Below are 20235 nucleotides of genomic sequence, written 5' to 3'. Positions count from 1 at the left end.
AAATATAAACTTACTCATCCAAGTACATATTTAATTGTATAAATTTGCTGAATTTAATATCGATGATTAGCAATATATTGTACTGGTGTGCATCCCAAACTACGCTTAAAATGACGGTTGAAGTGGCTTTGATCAGAAAAACCACAAAGCTGTGCCGTCAAGGCAATACCAACACCTTTTTTAAGTAAGGCTAATGATTTTCTCAATCTTGCTTGTATCAACCACGCATGAGGCGGAAATCCAGTAGCATACTTAAACTGCCTTAACAAATGCCATGGACTTAGACCAACCATTTTAGCTAAATCAGATAGTTGATGATCTTTTTCAGGCTCAAAATAAAGTATATCTTTTACTTTTAAAATTTTTGAATCCGATCGTGATAACATTTTTAATTCTTTTTGAACTTTGCTATGCCGTTGTAATAACAATGCCATCGTTGAAATAAAAAGACTTTCTTTAAATAAACCATTATTTTTAGATAATAAAATATCAAATAATATCTTTAATTGAGCTGCTAAGCCTTCATCATGAATGACTGCTTTGGAAAACCACGGAATAACACCTTGCTCATTAAAAAAATCAACACTAATTTCTTGAAACATTTCAGGTGTTGGATAAATGGATCGATAACACCAGCCTGTTTCAACAGCAGATGAACCTGTATGCACCTCATCTGCATTAATAATAATGATATCACCTTTAGGTGCAATAAATTGATCATGTGTTCTTAAAAATGATTGAGCACCATCTTCAATAATACCAATACAATATCCTTCATGTGTATGCTTAGAAAATTGCGTATTATGAAATGAAGCACTCAGAAATTCTAAGCCTTTTAACTCATGTAAATGTCTATACTCAACTATCTCCATAAATTTGATTATCCATAATTTTTCAATCTATTTATCTACCAAAATGAATTTTTATTTTGCAAAATGATAGAATAAAATTGCTATTTATAAATTAAATTATTATGTTTCAACCAACCGTCAATATGACTTCCTTTCGAATCATGATGAGTCCAATGAATTACACCACCTTTTGAGCTATATTCATATTCACCATAAAAATCAACACGATCACCTCTACTTAAATTCGGTATTCTCGGAGCTAAATCAATATTATGTGCAACCAAAACTGTTTGTCCATTATCTAGCTCTAAAATAAATTTTTGGTGTCGACTTCCCTTATTATCATCAGGTAATAATACCTTTACGGTACCAACTGATTGAACTTGAATACTTTCTAATTTATTTTTATAAGCATGCTCAATAATCGCTAATCCACGTACATCTTGTTGAATTTGATTATTCTGTGTAGATTCAAGATTTTTATTTTTTTCTATACCATCTAAAGCAAAATATATTGCAACCAAAATAAGTACAGCAATTCCAATTCTATAATTTATTTTTTTAGACATAAAAAATTCATCCTAAATTTTTTCTTATTCTACAAAAAAGCCCCTAGCGTAAACTAGAGGCTTTTTTAACTCAAAATAATTTATTCAATTATTTTGCAGCAGCTTGAGCAGCAGCAACTTCTTCAGCGAAAGAAAGTTCAGCTTTTTTCTCAATACCTTCACCCACTTCGAAACGAACGAATTGAGCAACAGTTGTACCAGCAGCTTTCAATACATCAGCAACTTTTTTCTCGTTGTCAATTACGTATTGTTGACGCTCAAGAACAACTTCGTTCAAGTATTTTTCAACTGAACCAGTTACCATTTTCTCAACGATGTTTGCTGGTTTGCCAGATTCAATTGCTTTAGCTTCAGCAATTTCTTTTTCTTTAGCAATAAGATCAGCAGGAACTTGTTCAGCAGTAACAGCAATCGGGTTGAACGCAGCAATGTGCATTGCTAAACCTTTACCAGTTTCAGCATCACCAGCATATGCAACTACAACACCAATTTTTAAACCGTGTTTGTAAACTGCAAGGTTTTCACCTTCAACAATTTGCGCACGACGAACTTGGATGTTTTCACCGATTTTTTGAACAAGAGCAATACGCGCTTCTTCAACAGTAACGCCATCTTCAAGTTTTAATTCAGCAATTTTAGCAGCATCAATTTCATTTGCAGCAAGAGCAGCAGCAGCAACTTTAGCAGAAAAACCAGCAAAGTTTTCGTCTTTAGCAACGAAGTCAGTTTGACAGTTTACTTCTAAAAGAATAGCTTTGTTGCCTTCTTGAGCGATAGTGATTGCACCATCAGCAGCAATGTTACCAGCTTTTTTAGCTGCTTTTGCTTGACCAGATTTACGTAGGTTGTCAATCGCTAATTCGATATCACCACCAGCTTCTGTCAAAGCTTTTTTACATTCCATCATTGCTAGACCAGTACGATCGCGCAACTCTTTAACCATGCTTGCAGTAACAGCAGTCATGTTTGTCTCCTAAATTCGGTAGAAAATGAATTCTTTATAGAACAGAAACGGCCCAGAGGATACTCATGGGCCGCCTGCATACATGACGCTTACTTTGCCACGATCACATGTCGCAAAAATGACAAGCTAGCGTCTAACGCATTAAGCCTCAGAAGCAGGAGCTTCTTCACCTTTAGCTTGTGCATTTGCTTGAGTTTGAGCGTATTCTTTACCAGCAATAATCGCATCAGCCATAGCAGAAGCATAAAGTGTAACTGCACGGATCGCATCATCGTTACCAGGAATAACGTAATCTACGTTGTCTGGGTTAGAGTTTGTATCAACGATACCGATTACAGGAATACCAAGGTTTTTAGCTTCTTTAATTGCAATTGCTTCGTGATCTACGTCAATTACAAATAAAGCGTCTGGTAAACCGCCCATGTTTTTCACACCGCCAAGAGCGCGTTCAAGTTTTTCCATCTCACGAGTACGTTCTAAAGCTTCACGTTTAGTAAGCTTAGCAAAAGTACCGTCTTGAGATTGAGTTTGAAGATCTTTTAAACGATTGATAGACTGGCGAAGAGTTTTCCAGTTTGTCAACATACCGCCTAACCAACGGTGGTCTACATATGGTTGACCAGCGCGTTGAGCTTGTTCACGGATGATTGCAGAAGCAGCACGTTTAGTACCAACAAACAAAACTTTGTTCTTTTTGCTAGCTAATTGGTTAGCAAAGTTCAAAGCATCATTTAACGCTGGAACAGTGTGCTCAAGGTTAATGATGTGAATTTTGTTGCGCGCACCGAAGATGTACTCGCGCATTTTTGGATTCCAAAAACGTGTTTGGTGACCGAAGTGAGCGCCAGCTTGAAGAAGGTCGCGCATGCTTACGTTGTAATCTGCCATTTTCTTTACCTTAAAGTTTGGGTTAGGCCTCCATATACCCGCATCCTCCACCCTATTGGGCACCCAGAGAGATGTGTCGATATATGTGCGGATTTTATTGCCCCATCGCACAAAGCCCGTGAAAAAGAATCACGAAAAAGCATTTGATAAAATGGGCGGCTATTTATACCATAGTCACATACAAATTTCCAAAAGTTTTTAAAGATCATGAACAGTACTTACGAAGCTCCCCGTCGTTTAATCAAATCTGCTGACGATATCGAGAAGATGCGAATCGCAGGACGACTCGCGGCTGAAGTCTTGGATATGATCAAACCGCATATCAAACCAGGTGTTACAACGCTTGAGCTTGATACGATTTGTCATGACTATATCGTAAATAAACAAGATGCTATTCCTGCATGTTTAGGTTACGGTGCAGCCCCAGGACGTCCAGCTTTCCAACACGTTATTTGTACTTCTGTAAACCATGTGGTTTGTCACGGTATTCCTTCTGATGCGAAAAAACTGAAAAAAGGCGATATTTTAAATATTGACGTGACTGTTATTAAAGATGGTTTCCACGGAGATACAAACATGATGTACATCGTAGGTGATGAAACATCAATTCTGGCTAACCGTTTATGTAAAGTTGCACAAGAAGCCATGTATCGCGGTATGGAAGTAGTTAAACCTGGTGCAACTATTGGTGATATTGGTCATGCCATTCAACAATATGTCGAATCTGAACGTTTTGGTGTTGTTCGTGAATATTGCGGTCATGGTATTGGTACAGTTTTCCATGATGAACCACAAGTTCTACATTATGGACAAGCAAATAGCGGTATGATTCTAGAAGAAGGCATGACATTTACAATTGAACCTATGGTGAATGCAGGCGATTGGCGTACAAAAACCTTAGGTGATAAATGGACTGTAGTAACAAAAGACCATAGCCTTTCTGCACAGTATGAACACACTATTTTAGTAACGAAAAATGGTTTAGAAGTACTCACTGCTCGTCCTGAAGAAGATTTATCTCGCTTCCAAAAATAATTTTTATTTTGAATCAATTATGATCTTCCCAATTCTATAAGAAAGATCATCAAAATAGATGGCTATTAAAAATAATAGCCATCTATTTAGTATTGTTCATGAACAATACTTTGAAATTTTTATATTCCCATACACATGTATTTAATTTCTAAATAGTCTTCAATTCCATATTTAGATCCTTCTCGTCCTGTGCCTGATTCCTTGATACCACCAAAAGGTGCAACTTCTGTTGAAATTAAACCTTCATTCACGCCAACCATACCGTATTCAAGTGCTTCACTTATTTTCCAAGCACGACTCAAACTTTCAGTATAAATATAAGAAGCTAAACCAAATTCTGTGGCATTTGCCATCTCCACAGCCTGCTCATTTGAGCTAAATTTAAAAATTGGAGCAAGTGGTGCAAAAGTTTCCTCCTTAGCAACCAACATCTCTTGTGTTGCATTAATTAAAATTGTGGGTTCAAAAAATGTATGCCCTAATTCATGGCGTTTTCCACCTACAACAATTTGAGCACCTTTAGCAACTGCATCGGAAATATGCTTTTCAACTTTTGCCACTGATTTTTCATTAATCAAAGGACCTTGCTCTGCACCATCTTCAAACGCAGAAGCAACTTTCATTTTTTTAACGACAGCTGCAAACTTTTCAACAAATACATCATGAATACGCTCATGCACTAAAAAGCGATTTGTGCATACACAGGTTTGACCACTATTTCTAAACTTAGATGCAACTGCCCCTTCAACAGCTCGATCTAAATCAGCATCATCAAACACAATAAATGGGGCATTTCCGCCAAGCTCCATGCTTACTTTTTTCATAGTTGATGAACATTGTGCCATTAACAGCTTTCCAACTTGCGTTGAACCTGTAAAAGAAACTTTTTTAACAATTGGATGAGTCGTAAGTACTTCACCGATTTCACGAGCACTTCCAGTGACAACATTAATCACACCTTTAGGAATCCCTGCTTGTTCAGCTAATGCCACTAAAGCCAATGCCGATAATGGGGTTTCTGATGCAGGCTTAATAACCACAGTACAACCTGCTGCCAGTGCAGGCCCAACTTTACGAGTAATCATTGCATTCGGGAAATTCCACGGTGTAATCGCAGCAACAACACCTATAGGCTGCTTAATCACAGCTAAACGTCGTCCTTGTTTATCATGCGGAATAATATCACCATAGATACGCTTTGCTTCTTCAGCAAACCATTCTATAAAGCTTGCACCATAGATAATTTCACCGCGACTTTCAGTAAATGGTTTTCCTTGTTCTGTGCTTAAAATGACTGCCAAATCATCTTGATTTTCAACAATGAGATCAAACCATTTACGCAATAAAATAGAACGTTCTTTGGCTGTTTTAGTTTTCCATGTAGTGAATGCTTGATGAGCAGATACAACCGCTTGTTCAACCTGTTCAACAGACAGATTTGGGACTTTTGCTATTGTTTGACCCGTTGCAGGATTAATGACAGCAAATGTTGAATGATCATTTGCATCTACCCAAAAACCGTCAATATATGATTGCTGTTTTAGTAAACTGGGATTATTTAGTTGCACAAATATTCTCCTCAAGAGTCACTTAGTGATAAATTTACTATAACATTAATACTTTTTTATAAGTTTGATTAATAAGATGTTAACTAATCTCACCATTCAATCTATGGAAAATAAATATCAATCATCAAAAAATTACTTAAAATAAACTTCATATTTTAAAGTAGATGTAAATACACCACCAACAGTTGGTTTTCTAAGAAAAATTACACCTGCATCAAACTCTTTAATTAAATTTCCTCCATGACTTAATCCAAAATCAATTTTTTGATCTAAATTAAGTGCTTTTTTTGAGTTTTTAGGAAAAATTTGAATACCGACAAGATTCTTCATACTCGGCTCTATTGCTGTTATTGTATGATCATCATATTTTTGATTTGATGTAAATTTACCAGAAAATGGATATTTGGCACAATTATTACCTTCTATCTGCACATGTATAGCAAAAGGCGTTTTTCTTATTACCTGCTGAGTTTCTTCAAATGATGAATAACTACCTAAATCAACATTTTCAGTAGCAAGTTTTAATGTACATTCAATATAGTTCGTCGTTAAGTGGCTTATTTTTCCATAAAAATTAGTTGCAGTTCTTCGTCCTCCACGTCCACTAACCTGAAAAATCTCAAAGATACCTTTTGTTAAATTTACTTTTTTTTTCATTCTTGGATTGGATTTTATATATATAGAATAAGTTAAAGTAATCGTTTGAGGATCGGCACAAAGACTATTTCCTTTTCGAATGAAATGACAATTTTGTATAGCTTGAGCCCTATTTGGCTGAGTTTTTATGGCTAACTTTCCAGTATCAATACGATATGTTGAATCAATAGGATATTCTCGTCCATTATACCGAATACCAATCACCAGATTACTCGACTGAAAGCGGTTCTTGATTGTCGATTTTTTATCATCTAAATATAAAAATACATTCTCTGATTTGTTAAGTCTTGAATCATCATAACAAGTAAATGTAGTCGTAATTTGATTTGATTCCCAAAGTAATGTCTCTTGAGCTTGACTAGAACTAGATATACGAATAACACCAATTGATGTTGTATGTAATCCAGACTGTATCCTAGTAATATCAAAACCTCTCCTCTCTTTCGTTCCTTCTAAACACGCCAATGCCCAACAATTTTGCAGTGTAATCATACTCAATATGAACAGTAATACTGTTTGTATTAAACCTAGAGATAAACGCTCCATCTTAGTTTTTCTCCAACTTAATACATTCCAAATTTATTTCTTCATAGCCAAATATACGATCTTGTAATTTAGGTAGTACAAACGTACATTGTTGATGCTCACTCTCTCCCCATTTTGCAATAAAGTGTTGCCCATCCTGCACGGCTGCCAAATAAGCTTGACCATTTAATCCAACAGTTCCAACGTAGCGCTTAGAATCATCAATAATGAATGCTCCTGTAACCAATGGATAATTTTGATAATTCAAATGCGCTAAAATGCTTTTTCCTCGTTGAATGTCAAACTTTACTTTTATAATTGCCATTTTAGTTGGAATAACATCATTAATGACCGATTGCGCGACAATAACATCTTGCCCTAAATCTTCTCCATTTAACGCAATTCGATTCTTTATATAAGGACTCACATTGCTAATGATTGCATACCCTGATTTATCTATTTTCAGTCCTTGCTGATTTTCTATACGAACATCTTCAGCCCCTTTTGCTTCAATTAAGATTGGACTGTTATACATAGATTTACCAAATACAATTCTATTTTTATAAACTAATACACCACCACTTATTCCACCCATAATTTTTTGATAATTAGAATTATAGGTATAACTAAAATTTAAATTTTGTTTGGACCCCATGTAATTAGAACTTATGGAGAAATCATTTTGACCATTTTGAAATTGAGCAACTTGTAACTGCACACCTAATCTCTGATCAGTTAAAAAACTTCCTGATAATGATGTTTGTATACTATTTCCAACATTTGGAGAATACTGATAATTTTCACTCATAGATGTCGAATGCTGCTGTAATATTTTTGGTGTATCAAATAGAAAACTAAAAGAAAAACCCGCAATATAATTTGAAGAGGAGAATTTGCTTTTCTCTTTTTGATAATACAAGCTATAACTTAAATTCTTAAAATTGTTGCTATAGCCCATCTGCCAATTTTGACTATTAAAATGTTTTTGCCAATAGCGTACTTGTGAGAAATTAAAAAAACACTGACCAAACCGATCTAAATTTTGATTGAGTGAAATTTGCGCTTGGTTCTTTTTTTGAGAATAAATAGAAGAATAATTATTATCCTCAACTTTTATGATATTTGTATCAACAAAATGATCTCCATACATTAATTTCTCTTCTATAGCATCCGCCAAATTCGAATAATTTGAAGTTGAATAGCGATATCCTATTAAACGTAAATTAGTTCCTAATTCGTTTAAAGATTTTGAATATAAAAACTTAAAACTCGTTCCATTCTTTTTCATTCCCTTTATTAACTTATTTTGGGCAAATGTCATATCTAATGAAACAGCACCTAATTTACCTAATGACCAAGCTACCCCAGATAATAATGCAGAATATTTATGCAACATCAAAATACCACCATAGGGTGAAATCCAATTATTTAAACCATATGAATAGGTCATTTGCGCTAAATATGGGTTATAACGTTGAGTATTACCACTTCTATACTGCCCAATGGTCATTTGATATTTATACTGACTTGGGCGAATCATATTAGGTACAGATGAATAAGCTTGCGTAAACTTTTCGACACGACCATCACTTTCATTAATCGTAATTTCTAAATCACCACTTTCATTGGCAGCATATAAATCATCAATGGTAAACTTACCCGCTGAAACTTGCGTACTATAAATTAAGTAACCATTCTGTCTGACTTCAACGACAGCATTACTTAATGCTATTCCACGAATAACTGGTGCATAACGCTGTGAGCGACTATTTATTTGTGCTTCATCAGTACTAAATTGCACACCTCGAAAATTAAAACTATCAAATACATCACTATTCGTTGCTGTATCGCCAAGTTCTAAACGAGCTTGATAAGCAATAATATTTCTTTCGAATTTATTTGATATGGTTTGATACTGATGGCCATGTGTATATTGATTTAATACACTTTGATTTCTATAACGCCATGCACCATAATTGAATCCACCATTCAAAAATAGCATAATATTATTTTCATGCTGTTTATTTTGACGCAAAATATAATAACTATTGATATTATAATTTAATATAAATGCATTAATTCCCTCATCAAAAAGCTCAGGCGGAATATAATCTTTAGGATTTTTTACTAAATTAACCTGAGGAATAGATAAGTTTATTTTTTGCTGAGCAGCATCAACATCCATAGATAATTTGGGAATTACCTTAAGATCATAACACCCCTCATTATCTACTTTTATATATTCCTCTTTATCAAATACAATCTGATAGTGATCAATAAAATTTTGATCAAAACATGGTTCAACTGCATTATCTATATTTTGATAAAATCGAATCACATGACTATTTGATATTACATTATTTAAATTCACGGTAAAACTATAAACTCCCGGTGAAATCACATAACCTTTTCGTACCACTTCAACAGTAATCTTATCTGTTAAATCTAACAAAAAATCTGTATTAAACTCTTCTGATGCTGCATATAAAAATGTACACACCATGTTTAATAGTAAAAAATAAAGGGATGATTTAATCCTAGGCAATTTAATACCCTATTAGAAAGATTTAAAATAAATTAAGATTTAAATAGTAATATTACTTAAAATGAATAATAGGCATTTTCTTATTACTACCGAATTCATTTATATAAGTAAATTCTATATTTTTGAGAGGAAAAGAAATATCTTTTAAAACTTGAATACTGCTATAAGGAGCAACCATATCCTGATTAATATTCTCAATAAAAGCAGCCTGATCATTGAGTTTTAAATCGCCAATAGTCACATGAAGTGGGCTATTGTTCTCCAAATACAAACTTTGATCTTTTACATACCATTTCAATTCTTTTACAGCATCTTCTAACGAAATATCAATTTGTGTTGGTCTGTAAAATAATTTTATCTTTGAACGAATCGCCAATTGCAATATGTTGTCCTGATTTGGTTTTGGTGGGATTTCTTGAATACTAATCCAAAATTGGCTTTCACGATCTGTAGGAAGCCCTTGACCAGCATAAATGAATCTTAATGTCGCCTCTTTTTGAGATTCAATTTTAATCAAAGGAGGCGTAACAACAAATGGAACCTCCTCATCTTTATTTAATGTTCCTGGCTCTAACCAAGCCTGAATCATATAAGTATATTGAGAATTATTTTTTAAACCTAAAGTGGCTGCCTTATTTGCCCCATCATAAATTACTCGACTTGCCATCGCTTGAATAGCGCATTGTGCAATATTCGTAAAACTCAAGCCAATCATAAAAATAGTGCTAACAACCGATGCTTTCAAGCGCATAGCAACTCCCTTCCAATTATTTTTGCTGGACGGTTACACGAACAGTTGCATTAGCCTCTCCAGCCTCTACTTGTTCTAAAGTTGATTGATAATAAGCTTGTAAAGGTAGTGTTCCACCTGTTGCATTATCTGCTATAGTCAATAATGCATTTGATTGCATTCCTGTATTTGTATTAATTTTTACAACATTCGTTAGTGAGTCAGCATTAGCAATTGCTATACCTACACCTTTAGCACCACTAACTTGCAATAAGTTAGAGTTAATTGAATCACTTAGGCCTGTAAAATTAAAGCTGAAACTACCAGGTAAACAGTCTGTAACTACAATATTAAATGGCTGAGGAATTGATGTATCACCAACCATTTTAAATGTTGATGTAGGCCACTGCCCCAATTTCACCTCACTATCGACTTTACCATCAATCGAAATATTACAGGCCGCATTTAAAATTTTTCCTTTGAATACAATATTTCCTATGCTTGAATTTGCAGCATTTGAAGAATGTGAAATTAAAAAAATAATGCCACTTGATACAAAAAAATTCATTAATTTTTTCATTTAAATCTCAAATATAAATCAATTAAAAATGATATCTAAGAAAATAAAATAGCTACTTAGATACACTCACTATTTTAATTAACATTTCATATAAAATAGTGCTCTCCAAAAATAGAGGAGTGCATAATACAGATTAATAATTCAAATTCAACTCAAACAAAGAAAATATAAAGAGATAATTTTACAATTTATTTTTTTATTTTGAACATTTTTTCTTAAATATTTATTTAATTTAAAAGCTTAAAAAATAGAAAACAAAAAATAAAACTTACATTAATTACATTAAAAAACATATTAACAAAATATTTAAATCAAATAAAAATACATTTTAATTTATTAAATATTGTTCACTTATAATAAACCTCATAATTTAACGTGGAAGTAAAAACACCTCCTACAGTCGGTTTTTTTAACAATAAAAATCCTGCTTCAAATGTTTTAATTAAATTTTTTCCATTACTATAACCAAAGTCAATATTTGTATCCAAATTCAAAGGTGTATTTGAATTTTCATTAAAAATTTTAATTCCAACAACATCTTTCATATTTACTTCAGAAGCAGTTAAAGTAGTTTCATTATATTTTTGATTTGAAGTAAATTTACCAACAAAAGGATATTGGGCACAACTTTTTCCTTCTGTTTTAATATTAATTGTAAATGCTGTTTTTTTAATTATTTTATTTAAAGTTTCTAATGATGAATATGTCCCTAAATCAACATCTTGAGCTGAAACAATAGGTGTACATTCAACATAATTTACTGTCATATTACTTACTTTTTCCTGAAAATTTCCATTGATATTACGACCACCTTGCCCATCAAGTTGAAATACTTGAAACGTTTTCCCACTTAAACTTGATAGATTACTACCCGAACCTTTCGCTTTAATATAGATTGAATAATTTACAGTTATTGTTTCTGGATCAGCACAATAATCCACTCCCTTCTTAATAAAACTACAATTGCTTAAAGCTCTAGTTCTATTTGACTGAGTACTTAAAGCCAATTTTCCTAAATTGATTCGATCCGTTGAACCAATAGGATATTCACGACCATTGTAACGAACACCGATCGTCAAATTTGAATTTCTAAAAAGCATTTCCAAAGTATCACTTTCATCATCTAAATATAGATATGCATTTTCAGATTGGTTTGTTTTATAGTCATCATAACAAGTGAATGTCGTGCTCATTTGCTCTGACTCCCACAATAGTGTACCAGCTGCTTGGCTAGAACTTGTAACACGAATAGTTCCAATAGATATGATATGGCTTGTATTTGTTGCTCTAGAAATATCAAATGAACTCGAAGGTTTATTACCTTCTAAACAACGTAATGCCCAACTACTTTTTATTGTTGTAAAACAGATCAATATAAATATGATTATTTGAAGAATTCTTGTCATAATATTTTTCACTTAGTCTTTCTCACTTTTATTACAATTTAAGCTTATTTCTTCATAACCAAATTCACGATCTGCCAAAGTCGGTAATTCAAATTTACACTGCTGATGTTTTTCTTCCCCCCATTTAGCAAGTAATTTATGTCCAGATTGAACTGCAGCTAAATAAGCTTGACCATTTAATCCAACCATCCCCACATAATCGTTAGTTTCAGCATCAAGAATCATTGCACCTGTAATTAAAGGTCCATTGTGATCTTTCAACGTAACTAAAATGCTGTGACCGCTTTTAATATCAAATTTCACTTTAATGATGGCCATTTTAGTTGGAATAATGTCGTTAATTACGGAATGATCAACAATGACATTTTGTCCTAGATCTTCACCTTTTAATGCCACTCTATTTTTTGAATATGCACTGCTATTACTAATAATTGCGTAACCCGAGTCATCAATTACAAGACCTGGTTGATTTTCTATACGTACACCCTCAGCACCTTTAGCCTCAATTAATACAGGTGTATTAATTGATTTACCCATGACCACACCATCTGAATGAATTAAAAGTCCACCACTCATACCTGCCATAATTCTTTGACTATTCTTATTATAAATATAACTAAAATTTGAGTTTTGTTTTGATCCTACATAATTCGAACTAACCGCAATGTTTTGTTGCCCTGCTTGAGATTGAGCAAGTTGTAATTGCACACCAAGTTTTTGTTCATCTAAAAAACCAGCTGATAAGCTTGTTTGTACAGTATTTCCAATACTTGGTGTATATTGATAACTTGTGCTCGCTAAGGCAGCATGCTTTTGGAATACTCTAGGCTGATCCAATAGTAGACTTAAAGACATACCTACAATATATTGAGAAGCTTGAAAAAGACTCTTTTCTCTTTGGTAATAGACACTATAACTTAGATTTTTGTAATTATTGTTGTAACCCATTTGCCAACTTTGGCTATTTAATTTTTTTTGCCAATAATCAATTTTATTAAAATTAAAATATAATTGTCCAAATCGATCTAAATTTTGGTTTAACGAAACTTGAGATTGATTCTTTTTATTATAGTAAGTAGAGGAAAAGTAAGTTTGATTTGATTCTTGTCCGCCATTAACCTCCACCACACTATCAGAATTACCTGTATTCACTATATATTTATAACCATCTTTAGTTTGTATGGATTTTTCCTCAACAGCATCTGCCAAGCTATAATAGCCCGATGTTGAATAACGATAACCAATCAAACGTAAACTTGTACCAACTTGATTTAAAGATTTAGCATATAAGAATCTAAAGCTAGCTCCCTCTTTTTTAATACCATTAGACAGTTGATTTCGTGCAAAAGTTGCATCTAATGAAAATGCTCCTAATACTCCTAATGACCATGCTGTTCCTGTAGAAATGGCATAGTAATCATCAGCAACTAATATTCCACCATAAGGTGAAATCCAATTACTGAAACCATAAGCATATGTAAATTGCCCTATATATGGATTATATGAATTACCATTTCCACTTCTATATTGCCCCATAGCAAATTGGTATTTATGCTGATTTGGACGAATCATATTCGGTACAGTAGAATAAGCTTGTGTAAATTTTTCGACACGCCCATTACTTTCATTCACTGTAATTTCTAAATCACCACTTTCATTAGCAGCATACAAATCATCAATGACAAATTCCCCAGCTGAAACGTTCGTGCTATAAATTAAATAGCCATTTTGTCTAATCTCTACGACTGCATTGCTTTGTGCAATTCCTCGAATAACTGGTGCGTATCGTTGTAAAGTATTGGCAATTTGGGCCTCATCACTACTTAATTGAATACCTCGAAAGTTATAGCTATCAAAGACCTCACTTCCAGTTGATGTATCTCCGAGTTCCAAACGTGCTTGATACTGTAAAATATTACGTTCTAACTTATTTGATGTTGTTTGCCATTGTTGACCACCTGTATATTTTGCATACATACTTTGGTTACGATAACGCCATGCGCCGTAATTAAAACCACTATTCAAAAGAAAAGTTGTATTGTATTCATGTTGATGATCTTTGCGATGGTTATAATAACTATTTATTTGATAATTAAATAAAAAAGCATTAATTCCTTCATCAAACAATTTTGGAGAAATATAATCTTTTGGCACTTTATCTAAATTGACTTGAGGAATAGAAAGATTAAGCTTTTGTTGTGCTGCGTCTAAATAAATTGATGCTTGTGGAATTGCTGTAAGATCATAGCATCCGTCTATATCCACTATTTTATATTCATCATTAATTCTAATTTTATACTGATCAATAAATTCTTGATCTAAACATGGCACAATATCTTGATCATCATTTTTATATAATCGAATCGTATTAATATTTGATGTTGAGTTATTCAAATTAACTGTAAATTTATAAATTCCAGGTGAAATAGCATAGCCCTTTTTTACAGCTTCAACTGAAATTTGGTCTGTTAAATCTAATAAAAAATCTGTATTAAACTCTTCTGTGTCTGCACGAGAAACTGTGCATGCAGAACTAAACAGAATGAAATATAAGGATGAAAAGATCCTAGGCAATTGAATACCCTTACAAAATAATATTTAAAATTAAAAACTTAAAGATAGATTAGTGAATCATTTTAGTTTAACAATTGGCATTTTCTCATTGCCACCATAATCATTAATGTATGTAAACTCTAACGTTTTCACAGGATAGGTGAGATCTTTTAAAACTTGGATCGTACTATAAGGTGCAACCATATCTTGATTCATATTCTTTACGAATGCACTTTGATCATTAAGCTTTAAATCACCAATAGTTACATAAAGTGGACTATCATTTTCTAAATATAAAGTTTGGTCCTTGATATACCAATGCAAACGTTTAACTACATCCTCGAGTCTCATATCAATTTGAGAAGGTCGATAAAATAATTTAATTTTCGAACGAATTGCGAGTTGAAGTACGTTCTCATTATCTGACTTTGGTGGGATTTCCTGAATATTGATCCAGAATTGACTTTCTCTATCAGTCGGAAGCCCTTGACCAGCATAGATAAATCGTAAAGCAGCTTCTTTTTGTGACTCAATTTTAATAAGTGGAGGTGTCACAACAAAAGGAATTGCCTCTCCTTTGTTATTTTCACCATTCTCTAACCAAGCTTGAACCATATATGCTTTTGAAGCATTATTTTTTAAAGCTAAAGTCGATGCTTTATTTCCACTGTTATAAATCACTCGACTAGCCATTGCCTGAATAGCACTATGAGCAGTACTCGTCACACAATAAGTAACGAGCATTGTACTGATTATTAATGATTTCAAGCGCATGGCAATTCTCTGTCAATTATTTTTGTTGCAATGTTACACGTACAGTTGCATTTGCTTCGCCAGCTACTACTGTCTCTAAAGTTGATTGGTAATAAGCTTGTAATGGCAATTTTCCAGTCGTTTCACTTTCTGCAATTGTCAACAATGCATTTGATTGCGTGCCTGAGTTTGTATTGATTTTTACAATATTGTTTAAGGCATCAATGTTCGCAATTGCAATACCTACACCTTTTGCACCATTTACTTGTAATAAGTTTGTGTTTGTTACATCGCTGGTTCCGGTGAAGTTAAAGCTAAAGCTTCCTGGTAAACAATCACTCACTGCAATATCAAATGGTTGTGGAATTGACTTATCACCTACGGCTTTAAATGTTGATGTAGGCCATTCACCTAATTTCACTTCACCATCAGCTTTACCGTCAATTGAAATATTACAAGCTGCATTCAAAATTTTACCTTTGAATGTCACACTACCAGAGCCAGTATCAGCAGCTATTGCTGATTGATTCATCGTAAAAATAAATACGCTTGTTGCTAGAAATTTGATAGTGCTCTTCATTAGATCCTCTAATGTTAAATAAATATATAATTACCCTTATTAACCATTTTATATTAAAAATCACATTAATTAATCAAAAACAGTTAACCATATTAATCAATATAATATAGTTACCATAACTAACCATTAAATAAATTAATTAATATCACCTTGGTTAAGATTCTGCGAATAATACACTTACTTTTATAAAAATCAACCTAAAAAAAACAAAATATTTTTTAAAACAAATACTCTATTTTTATAATATCTTTAATCAATAAAGAACTATAAACAAACAATAAAAAAATAAAATAAATATAAAATTCATAAACTTATGCATATTTAAATATTTAATTAAATTTAAAAATAAATTTTAGAACAAATACTCCAATTTAATCAAAATTAAAATACAAATGAAAATTATTAGCAATAAATAAATAGATAAATAAATAGATAAATAAATAGATAAATAAATAGATAAATAAATAGATAAATAAATAAATAAATAAATAAATAAATAGATAAATAAATAGATAGATAAATAGATAAATAGATAAATAGATAAATAGATAAATAGATAAATAGATAAATAAATAAACAGATAAATAAACAGATAAATAAATAGGTAAATAAACAATAAAAATTAAATAATATATGTTTAATTAAGAAAAAAATTATTTTTAAAAAAAAATTAAATATAGTCTATATTTTTTAAAAAAAAGTTAAATATAAACACACAAAGAGCAAAAAATAATCTTTATCTTTATATTTCATATGGTTATGATTTTTAATTCTATGTATTTATAATTTATATTTCTTTTAAATAAATATTGCTTAGTATTTCAACATATAAAAATTCATTTTGATTAACATTTAACCCTAAAACAATTTATAAACAAAAAAATATTAAAAAGTATACAAAAGAATAACAATACACTTGTAATTTCAAATATAAAAGATATAAATAAATATATTACTTATTAACAAATAATTTATAAATTTCTATATAAATTATTTTAAGGAGAATAATTATGATAAAAACTAGCCTTATTTTTTTATATATTTTTATTAGCACTCTAGTTCATAGCCAACCGATTGATTTATCATTTACAGGATCAATTATCGAACCAGCTTGTCTTATTTTTGCGCAAAACATTAATACATGTAGAGCTATAGTTAATGAAGAAAAACTTATAGATACAAGTATTTTAGATGATCAAAATCTTTCCATAGAAAAGTTAAATAACTTTATTTCAAACTATGAAACAACACTCGTAGATCTTAAATTAATTGCAACAGAAAAAAATAAGAATGCGATTAATTTATTTGTTACTTACAAATAATATGAAAAAAGTCACAAATTAATTAAAAAATAATACATATCATTATTATTAAAAATTGTGATTTAAGTCACATTTACTAAAATTTTCATTAAATTATTTATTAACAAATAATACCGATTATATTTATTAATTTTTACGATATAAAAATATTTCAATGTTCTTTTATAAATACCATATATAATAATTTAAATAACCATGAATCATGGGTAAGAATTTTGCTTTAAAAGCATACAATAAGAGCAATTTTCTGCATATTTTTTAGACTTTAAAAACAAATATTAGATTTCTTTCGCTCAAACTGATGAAGATTTATCAAGATCAAAGAATATATAATTGGGTTTAAATACTAGTTTTTTTATTCATATAGCCATAAAAAAGGCCTTAGATTTAACCTAAGACCCTTTTATATGTTGCCTATTAATCCATTTAACTCACAGATTTTGCTCTTGCAGCATGCAATTTATGATAACTATCTAGTAAACGCTGATGACGATCTAAGCCTTCAAGCTTCAAACTTGTTGGAGTCAGACCGTAAAAACGAACATTGCCTTCAATAGAACCCAGTACAGCATCTAGACGCTCATCACCAAACATACGGCGGAAATTTCCGACATAATCGTCTAATTCCATTTCATCGTCTAATATCACGGCAAGTACGACATTCATACATTGATAGAATAATCCACGTTCAACGGTATTTGTATTGTATTGCAAGAATGCTTCTACTAGATCTTTAGCTTCTTCAAACTGCTTTAATACGATATAAACAAGTAGCTTAAGCTCTAGAATGGTCAGTTGTCCCCATACAGTATTGTCATCAAAATCTATACCAATGAGTGTTTGAATATCAGTGTAATCATCAAGCTCACTTTCCTCCAAACGTTCAACTAATGCTTCAAGCTGTTCATCATCTAAGCGATGTAAGTTCAAGATATCTTCACGGAACAATAACGCTTTATTTGTATTGTCCCAAACAAGATCTTCTATTTCATAAACTTCAGAATAGTCTGGAACCAAAATACGGCATGCTGTTGCACCTAAATGCTGATACACCGCCATATAAACTTCTTTATCCATATCTGCCAGAATTGAAAAGAGCTTTTCAGCATCTTTTTCGTTGGCATTTTCACCTTTATGAGTGAAATCCCATTCAACAAAATCATAATCAGATTTAGCACTAAAGAAGCGCCAAGACACCACACCACTTGAATCAATAAAGTGCTCAACAAAATTATTCGGTTCTGTTACAGCATTGGTACTAAAGGTTGGTTTTGGAAGATCATTTAAACCTTCAAAGCTTCGACCTTGCATCAGCTCCGTTAAGCTTCGCTCAATTGCAACTTGCATATTGGGATGTGCACCAAAAGAAGCAAATACTCCACCAGTACGAGGATTCATGAGCGTCACACACATCACTGGGAATTGACCACCAAGAGATGCATCTTTAACAAGAATAGGGAATCCTTGCTCTTCTAAACCTTTAATGCCTTCAACAATACCTGGATATTTCGCAAGAATCTCTTCAGGAACATCTGGTAAAGCAATTTCACCTTCAATAATTTCACGTTTTACTGCACGTTCAAAAATTTCAGATAAACATTGTACTTGTGCTTCAGCTAATGTATTTCCTGCACTCATCCCATTACTTAAATACAAGTTTTCAATGAGGTTTGTTGGGAAATACACTGTTTCACCATCAGATTGACGTACATATGGCAATGAACAAATGCCACGTGCCGTATTTCCTGAGTTGGTATCATATAGATGTGTACCTAATAACTCATCATCTGGATTATAAATTTCTAAACAATATTCATCTAAAATTTCAGGTGGTAATTCACCATTTGGACCTGGCTGGAACCATTTCTCTTCTGGATAGTGAACAAAGTCTGCATTCGCAATTTCCTCACCCCAAAATTGATCATTATAGAAAAAGTTACAGTTTAAACGTTCAATAAATTCGCCTAATGCAGATGCTAATGCACTTTCTTTTGTTGCACCTTTACCATTGGTAAAACACATTGGTGAATGAGCATCACGAATATGTAATGACCAAACATTTGGAACAATATTACGCCATGATGCAATTTCAATTTTCATGCCCAAATCTGAAAGTAATTTAGACATATTGGCAATTGTTTGCTCTAACGGTAAATCTTTTCCAGCAATATGCGTTAAATTTTCAGAAGCTAAATTCGGCATTAACAGTGCTTGTGAATCTGCATCAATGCTTTCAACTTCTTCAATCACAAATTCTGGACCCGTTTGTACTACTTTTTTAACAGTACAACGGTCGATAGAACGCAAAATACCTTGGCGATCTTTTTCTGAAATATCAGCTGGGAGTTCAACTTGAATTTTAAAAATTTGTTTATAACGATCTTCAGGATCTACAATATTATTTTGTGATAAACGAATGTTATCTGTAGGAATATCGCGAGCTAAACAATAGACCTTAACAAAATATGCAGCACACATTGCTGATGATGCAAGAAAATAATCAAATGGTCCTGGTGCAGAGCCATCGCCTTTATAACGGATAGGTTGGTCAGCGATTACCGTAAAATCATCGAACTTTGCTTCAAGTCGAAGATTGTCAAGATAATTAACCTTAATTTCCATGCTGGCACCTAAATATATTTATATGTCACCATGAACATATAAGATGATTAAACTAAATTTACGAAATAAGCCGAATTACATAGCAAT

The 20235-nt window shown here is 32.3% G+C and carries 16 protein-coding genes; 2 read left to right on the top strand and 14 right to left on the bottom strand.

Annotation, left to right across the window (positions count from 1 at the left end; translation table 11 throughout):
• Window positions 1–53: 53 nt before the first annotated feature.
• From AOY20_RS08960 to rpsB, 4 genes are all read right to left on the bottom strand, one after another.
• Window positions 54–872, bottom strand: a complete 819-nt coding sequence (locus tag AOY20_RS08960; protein ID WP_054581538.1) for an AraC family transcriptional regulator — start codon at window positions 870–872, stop codon at window positions 54–56.
• Window positions 873–952: 80 nt separating this feature from the next.
• Entirely contained in the window at window positions 953–1420 is a 468-nt protein-coding gene (locus tag AOY20_RS08955; protein ID WP_054581537.1) for a DUF3465 domain-containing protein, read from the bottom strand.
• An 88-nt stretch (window positions 1421–1508) separates the two neighbouring features.
• Complete coding sequence (tsf, locus tag AOY20_RS08950; protein WP_054581536.1) at window positions 1509–2384, bottom strand: translation elongation factor Ts; 876 nt, start codon at window positions 2382–2384, stop codon at window positions 1509–1511.
• A gap of 141 nt (window positions 2385–2525) precedes the next feature.
• Complete coding sequence (gene rpsB, locus AOY20_RS08945; protein ID WP_054581535.1) at window positions 2526–3272, bottom strand: 30S ribosomal protein S2; 747 nt, start codon at window positions 3270–3272, stop codon at window positions 2526–2528.
• A gap of 207 nt (window positions 3273–3479) precedes the next feature.
• Between rpsB and map the strand changes: the two genes are divergently transcribed.
• A complete protein-coding gene (map, locus tag AOY20_RS08940) occupies window positions 3480–4307 on the top strand; it encodes a type I methionyl aminopeptidase (protein WP_054581534.1) in 828 nt (275 codons plus the stop codon).
• 119 nt (window positions 4308–4426) lie between these two features.
• Here the strand turns inward: map and AOY20_RS08935 are convergent, their stop codons facing one another.
• From AOY20_RS08935 to AOY20_RS08895, 9 genes are all read right to left on the bottom strand, one after another.
• Window positions 4427–5875 (bottom strand): NAD-dependent succinate-semialdehyde dehydrogenase, encoded by a 1449-nt coding sequence (locus AOY20_RS08935; protein ID WP_054581533.1) that lies wholly within the window; start codon window positions 5873–5875, stop codon window positions 4427–4429.
• A 132-nt stretch (window positions 5876–6007) separates the two neighbouring features.
• The gene (locus AOY20_RS08930) at window positions 6008–7078 is read right to left on the bottom strand and encodes a fimbrial protein (RefSeq protein ID WP_054581532.1); all 1071 of its coding nucleotides are present in this window, start codon (window positions 7076–7078) and stop codon (window positions 6008–6010) included.
• A 1-nt stretch (window position 7079) separates the two neighbouring features.
• On the bottom strand, window positions 7080–9602 hold the full coding sequence (locus AOY20_RS08925; protein ID WP_144424765.1) for a fimbria/pilus outer membrane usher protein: 2523 nt from the start codon (window positions 9600–9602) through the stop codon (window positions 7080–7082).
• A 52-nt stretch (window positions 9603–9654) separates the two neighbouring features.
• Window positions 9655–10353 carry a fimbrial biogenesis chaperone gene (locus AOY20_RS08920; RefSeq protein ID WP_054581530.1) on the bottom strand — a complete coding sequence of 233 codons (699 nt, stop codon included), beginning with the start codon at window positions 10351–10353 and terminating at the stop codon, window positions 9655–9657.
• A 16-nt stretch (window positions 10354–10369) separates the two neighbouring features.
• Window positions 10370–10912, bottom strand: a complete 543-nt coding sequence (locus AOY20_RS08915; protein WP_054581529.1) for a fimbrial protein — start codon at window positions 10910–10912, stop codon at window positions 10370–10372.
• Between the two features lie 347 nt (window positions 10913–11259).
• Window positions 11260–12318 (bottom strand): fimbrial protein, encoded by a 1059-nt coding sequence (locus AOY20_RS08910; RefSeq protein WP_054582576.1) that lies wholly within the window; start codon window positions 12316–12318, stop codon window positions 11260–11262.
• 12 nt (window positions 12319–12330) lie between these two features.
• On the bottom strand, window positions 12331–14892 hold the full coding sequence (locus AOY20_RS08905; RefSeq protein ID WP_054581528.1) for a fimbria/pilus outer membrane usher protein: 2562 nt from the start codon (window positions 14890–14892) through the stop codon (window positions 12331–12333).
• A 57-nt stretch (window positions 14893–14949) separates the two neighbouring features.
• Complete coding sequence (locus AOY20_RS08900; RefSeq protein WP_054581527.1) at window positions 14950–15645, bottom strand: fimbrial biogenesis chaperone; 696 nt, start codon at window positions 15643–15645, stop codon at window positions 14950–14952.
• A gap of 16 nt (window positions 15646–15661) precedes the next feature.
• Complete coding sequence (locus AOY20_RS08895) at window positions 15662–16204, bottom strand: fimbrial protein (protein WP_054581526.1); 543 nt, start codon at window positions 16202–16204, stop codon at window positions 15662–15664.
• A 1010-nt stretch (window positions 16205–17214) separates the two neighbouring features.
• Between AOY20_RS08895 and AOY20_RS08890 the strand changes: the two genes are divergently transcribed.
• On the top strand, window positions 17215–17526 hold the full coding sequence (locus AOY20_RS08890) for a hypothetical protein (protein WP_054581525.1): 312 nt from the start codon (window positions 17215–17217) through the stop codon (window positions 17524–17526).
• Between the two features lie 426 nt (window positions 17527–17952).
• On the opposite strand, the gene AOY20_RS08885 is transcribed toward AOY20_RS08890, so the two are convergent.
• A complete protein-coding gene (locus AOY20_RS08885) occupies window positions 17953–20148 on the bottom strand; it encodes an OsmC domain/YcaO domain-containing protein (protein ID WP_054581524.1) in 2196 nt (731 codons plus the stop codon).
• Window positions 20149–20235 lie beyond the last annotated feature (87 nt).

It is taken from the genome of Acinetobacter equi, from assembly GCF_001307195.1.
GTDB lineage: Bacteria > Pseudomonadota > Gammaproteobacteria > Pseudomonadales > Moraxellaceae > Acinetobacter > Acinetobacter equi.
This window is presented reverse-complemented; position numbering and strand designations above follow the sequence as displayed.

What these genes read in the sequence shown, in the direction of transcription:
- rpsB (WP_054581535.1), bottom strand. Translation starts at nt 3,272, where the DNA reads ATGGCAGATTACAACGTAAGCATGCGCGACCTTCTTCAAGCTGGCGCT.
- AOY20_RS08910 (WP_054582576.1), bottom strand. Translation starts at nt 12,318, where the DNA reads ATGACAAGAATTCTTCAAATAATCATATTTATATTGATCTGTTTTACA.
- AOY20_RS08890 (WP_054581525.1), top strand. Translation starts at nt 17,215, where the DNA reads ATGATAAAAACTAGCCTTATTTTTTTATATATTTTTATTAGCACTCTA.
- tsf (WP_054581536.1), bottom strand. Translation starts at nt 2,384, where the DNA reads ATGACTGCTGTTACTGCAAGCATGGTTAAAGAGTTGCGCGATCGTACT.
- AOY20_RS08930 (WP_054581532.1), bottom strand. Translation starts at nt 7,078, where the DNA reads ATGGAGCGTTTATCTCTAGGTTTAATACAAACAGTATTACTGTTCATA.
- AOY20_RS08900 (WP_054581527.1), bottom strand. Translation starts at nt 15,645, where the DNA reads ATGCGCTTGAAATCATTAATAATCAGTACAATGCTCGTTACTTATTGT.
- AOY20_RS08955 (WP_054581537.1), bottom strand. Translation starts at nt 1,420, where the DNA reads ATGTCTAAAAAAATAAATTATAGAATTGGAATTGCTGTACTTATTTTG.
- map (WP_054581534.1), top strand. Translation starts at nt 3,480, where the DNA reads ATGAACAGTACTTACGAAGCTCCCCGTCGTTTAATCAAATCTGCTGAC.
- AOY20_RS08960 (WP_054581538.1), bottom strand. Translation starts at nt 872, where the DNA reads ATGGAGATAGTTGAGTATAGACATTTACATGAGTTAAAAGGCTTAGAA.
- AOY20_RS08895 (WP_054581526.1), bottom strand. Translation starts at nt 16,204, where the DNA reads ATGAAGAGCACTATCAAATTTCTAGCAACAAGCGTATTTATTTTTACG.
- AOY20_RS08885 (WP_054581524.1), bottom strand. Translation starts at nt 20,148, where the DNA reads ATGGAAATTAAGGTTAATTATCTTGACAATCTTCGACTTGAAGCAAAG.
- AOY20_RS08920 (WP_054581530.1), bottom strand. Translation starts at nt 10,353, where the DNA reads ATGCGCTTGAAAGCATCGGTTGTTAGCACTATTTTTATGATTGGCTTG.
- AOY20_RS08915 (WP_054581529.1), bottom strand. Translation starts at nt 10,912, where the DNA reads ATGAAAAAATTAATGAATTTTTTTGTATCAAGTGGCATTATTTTTTTA.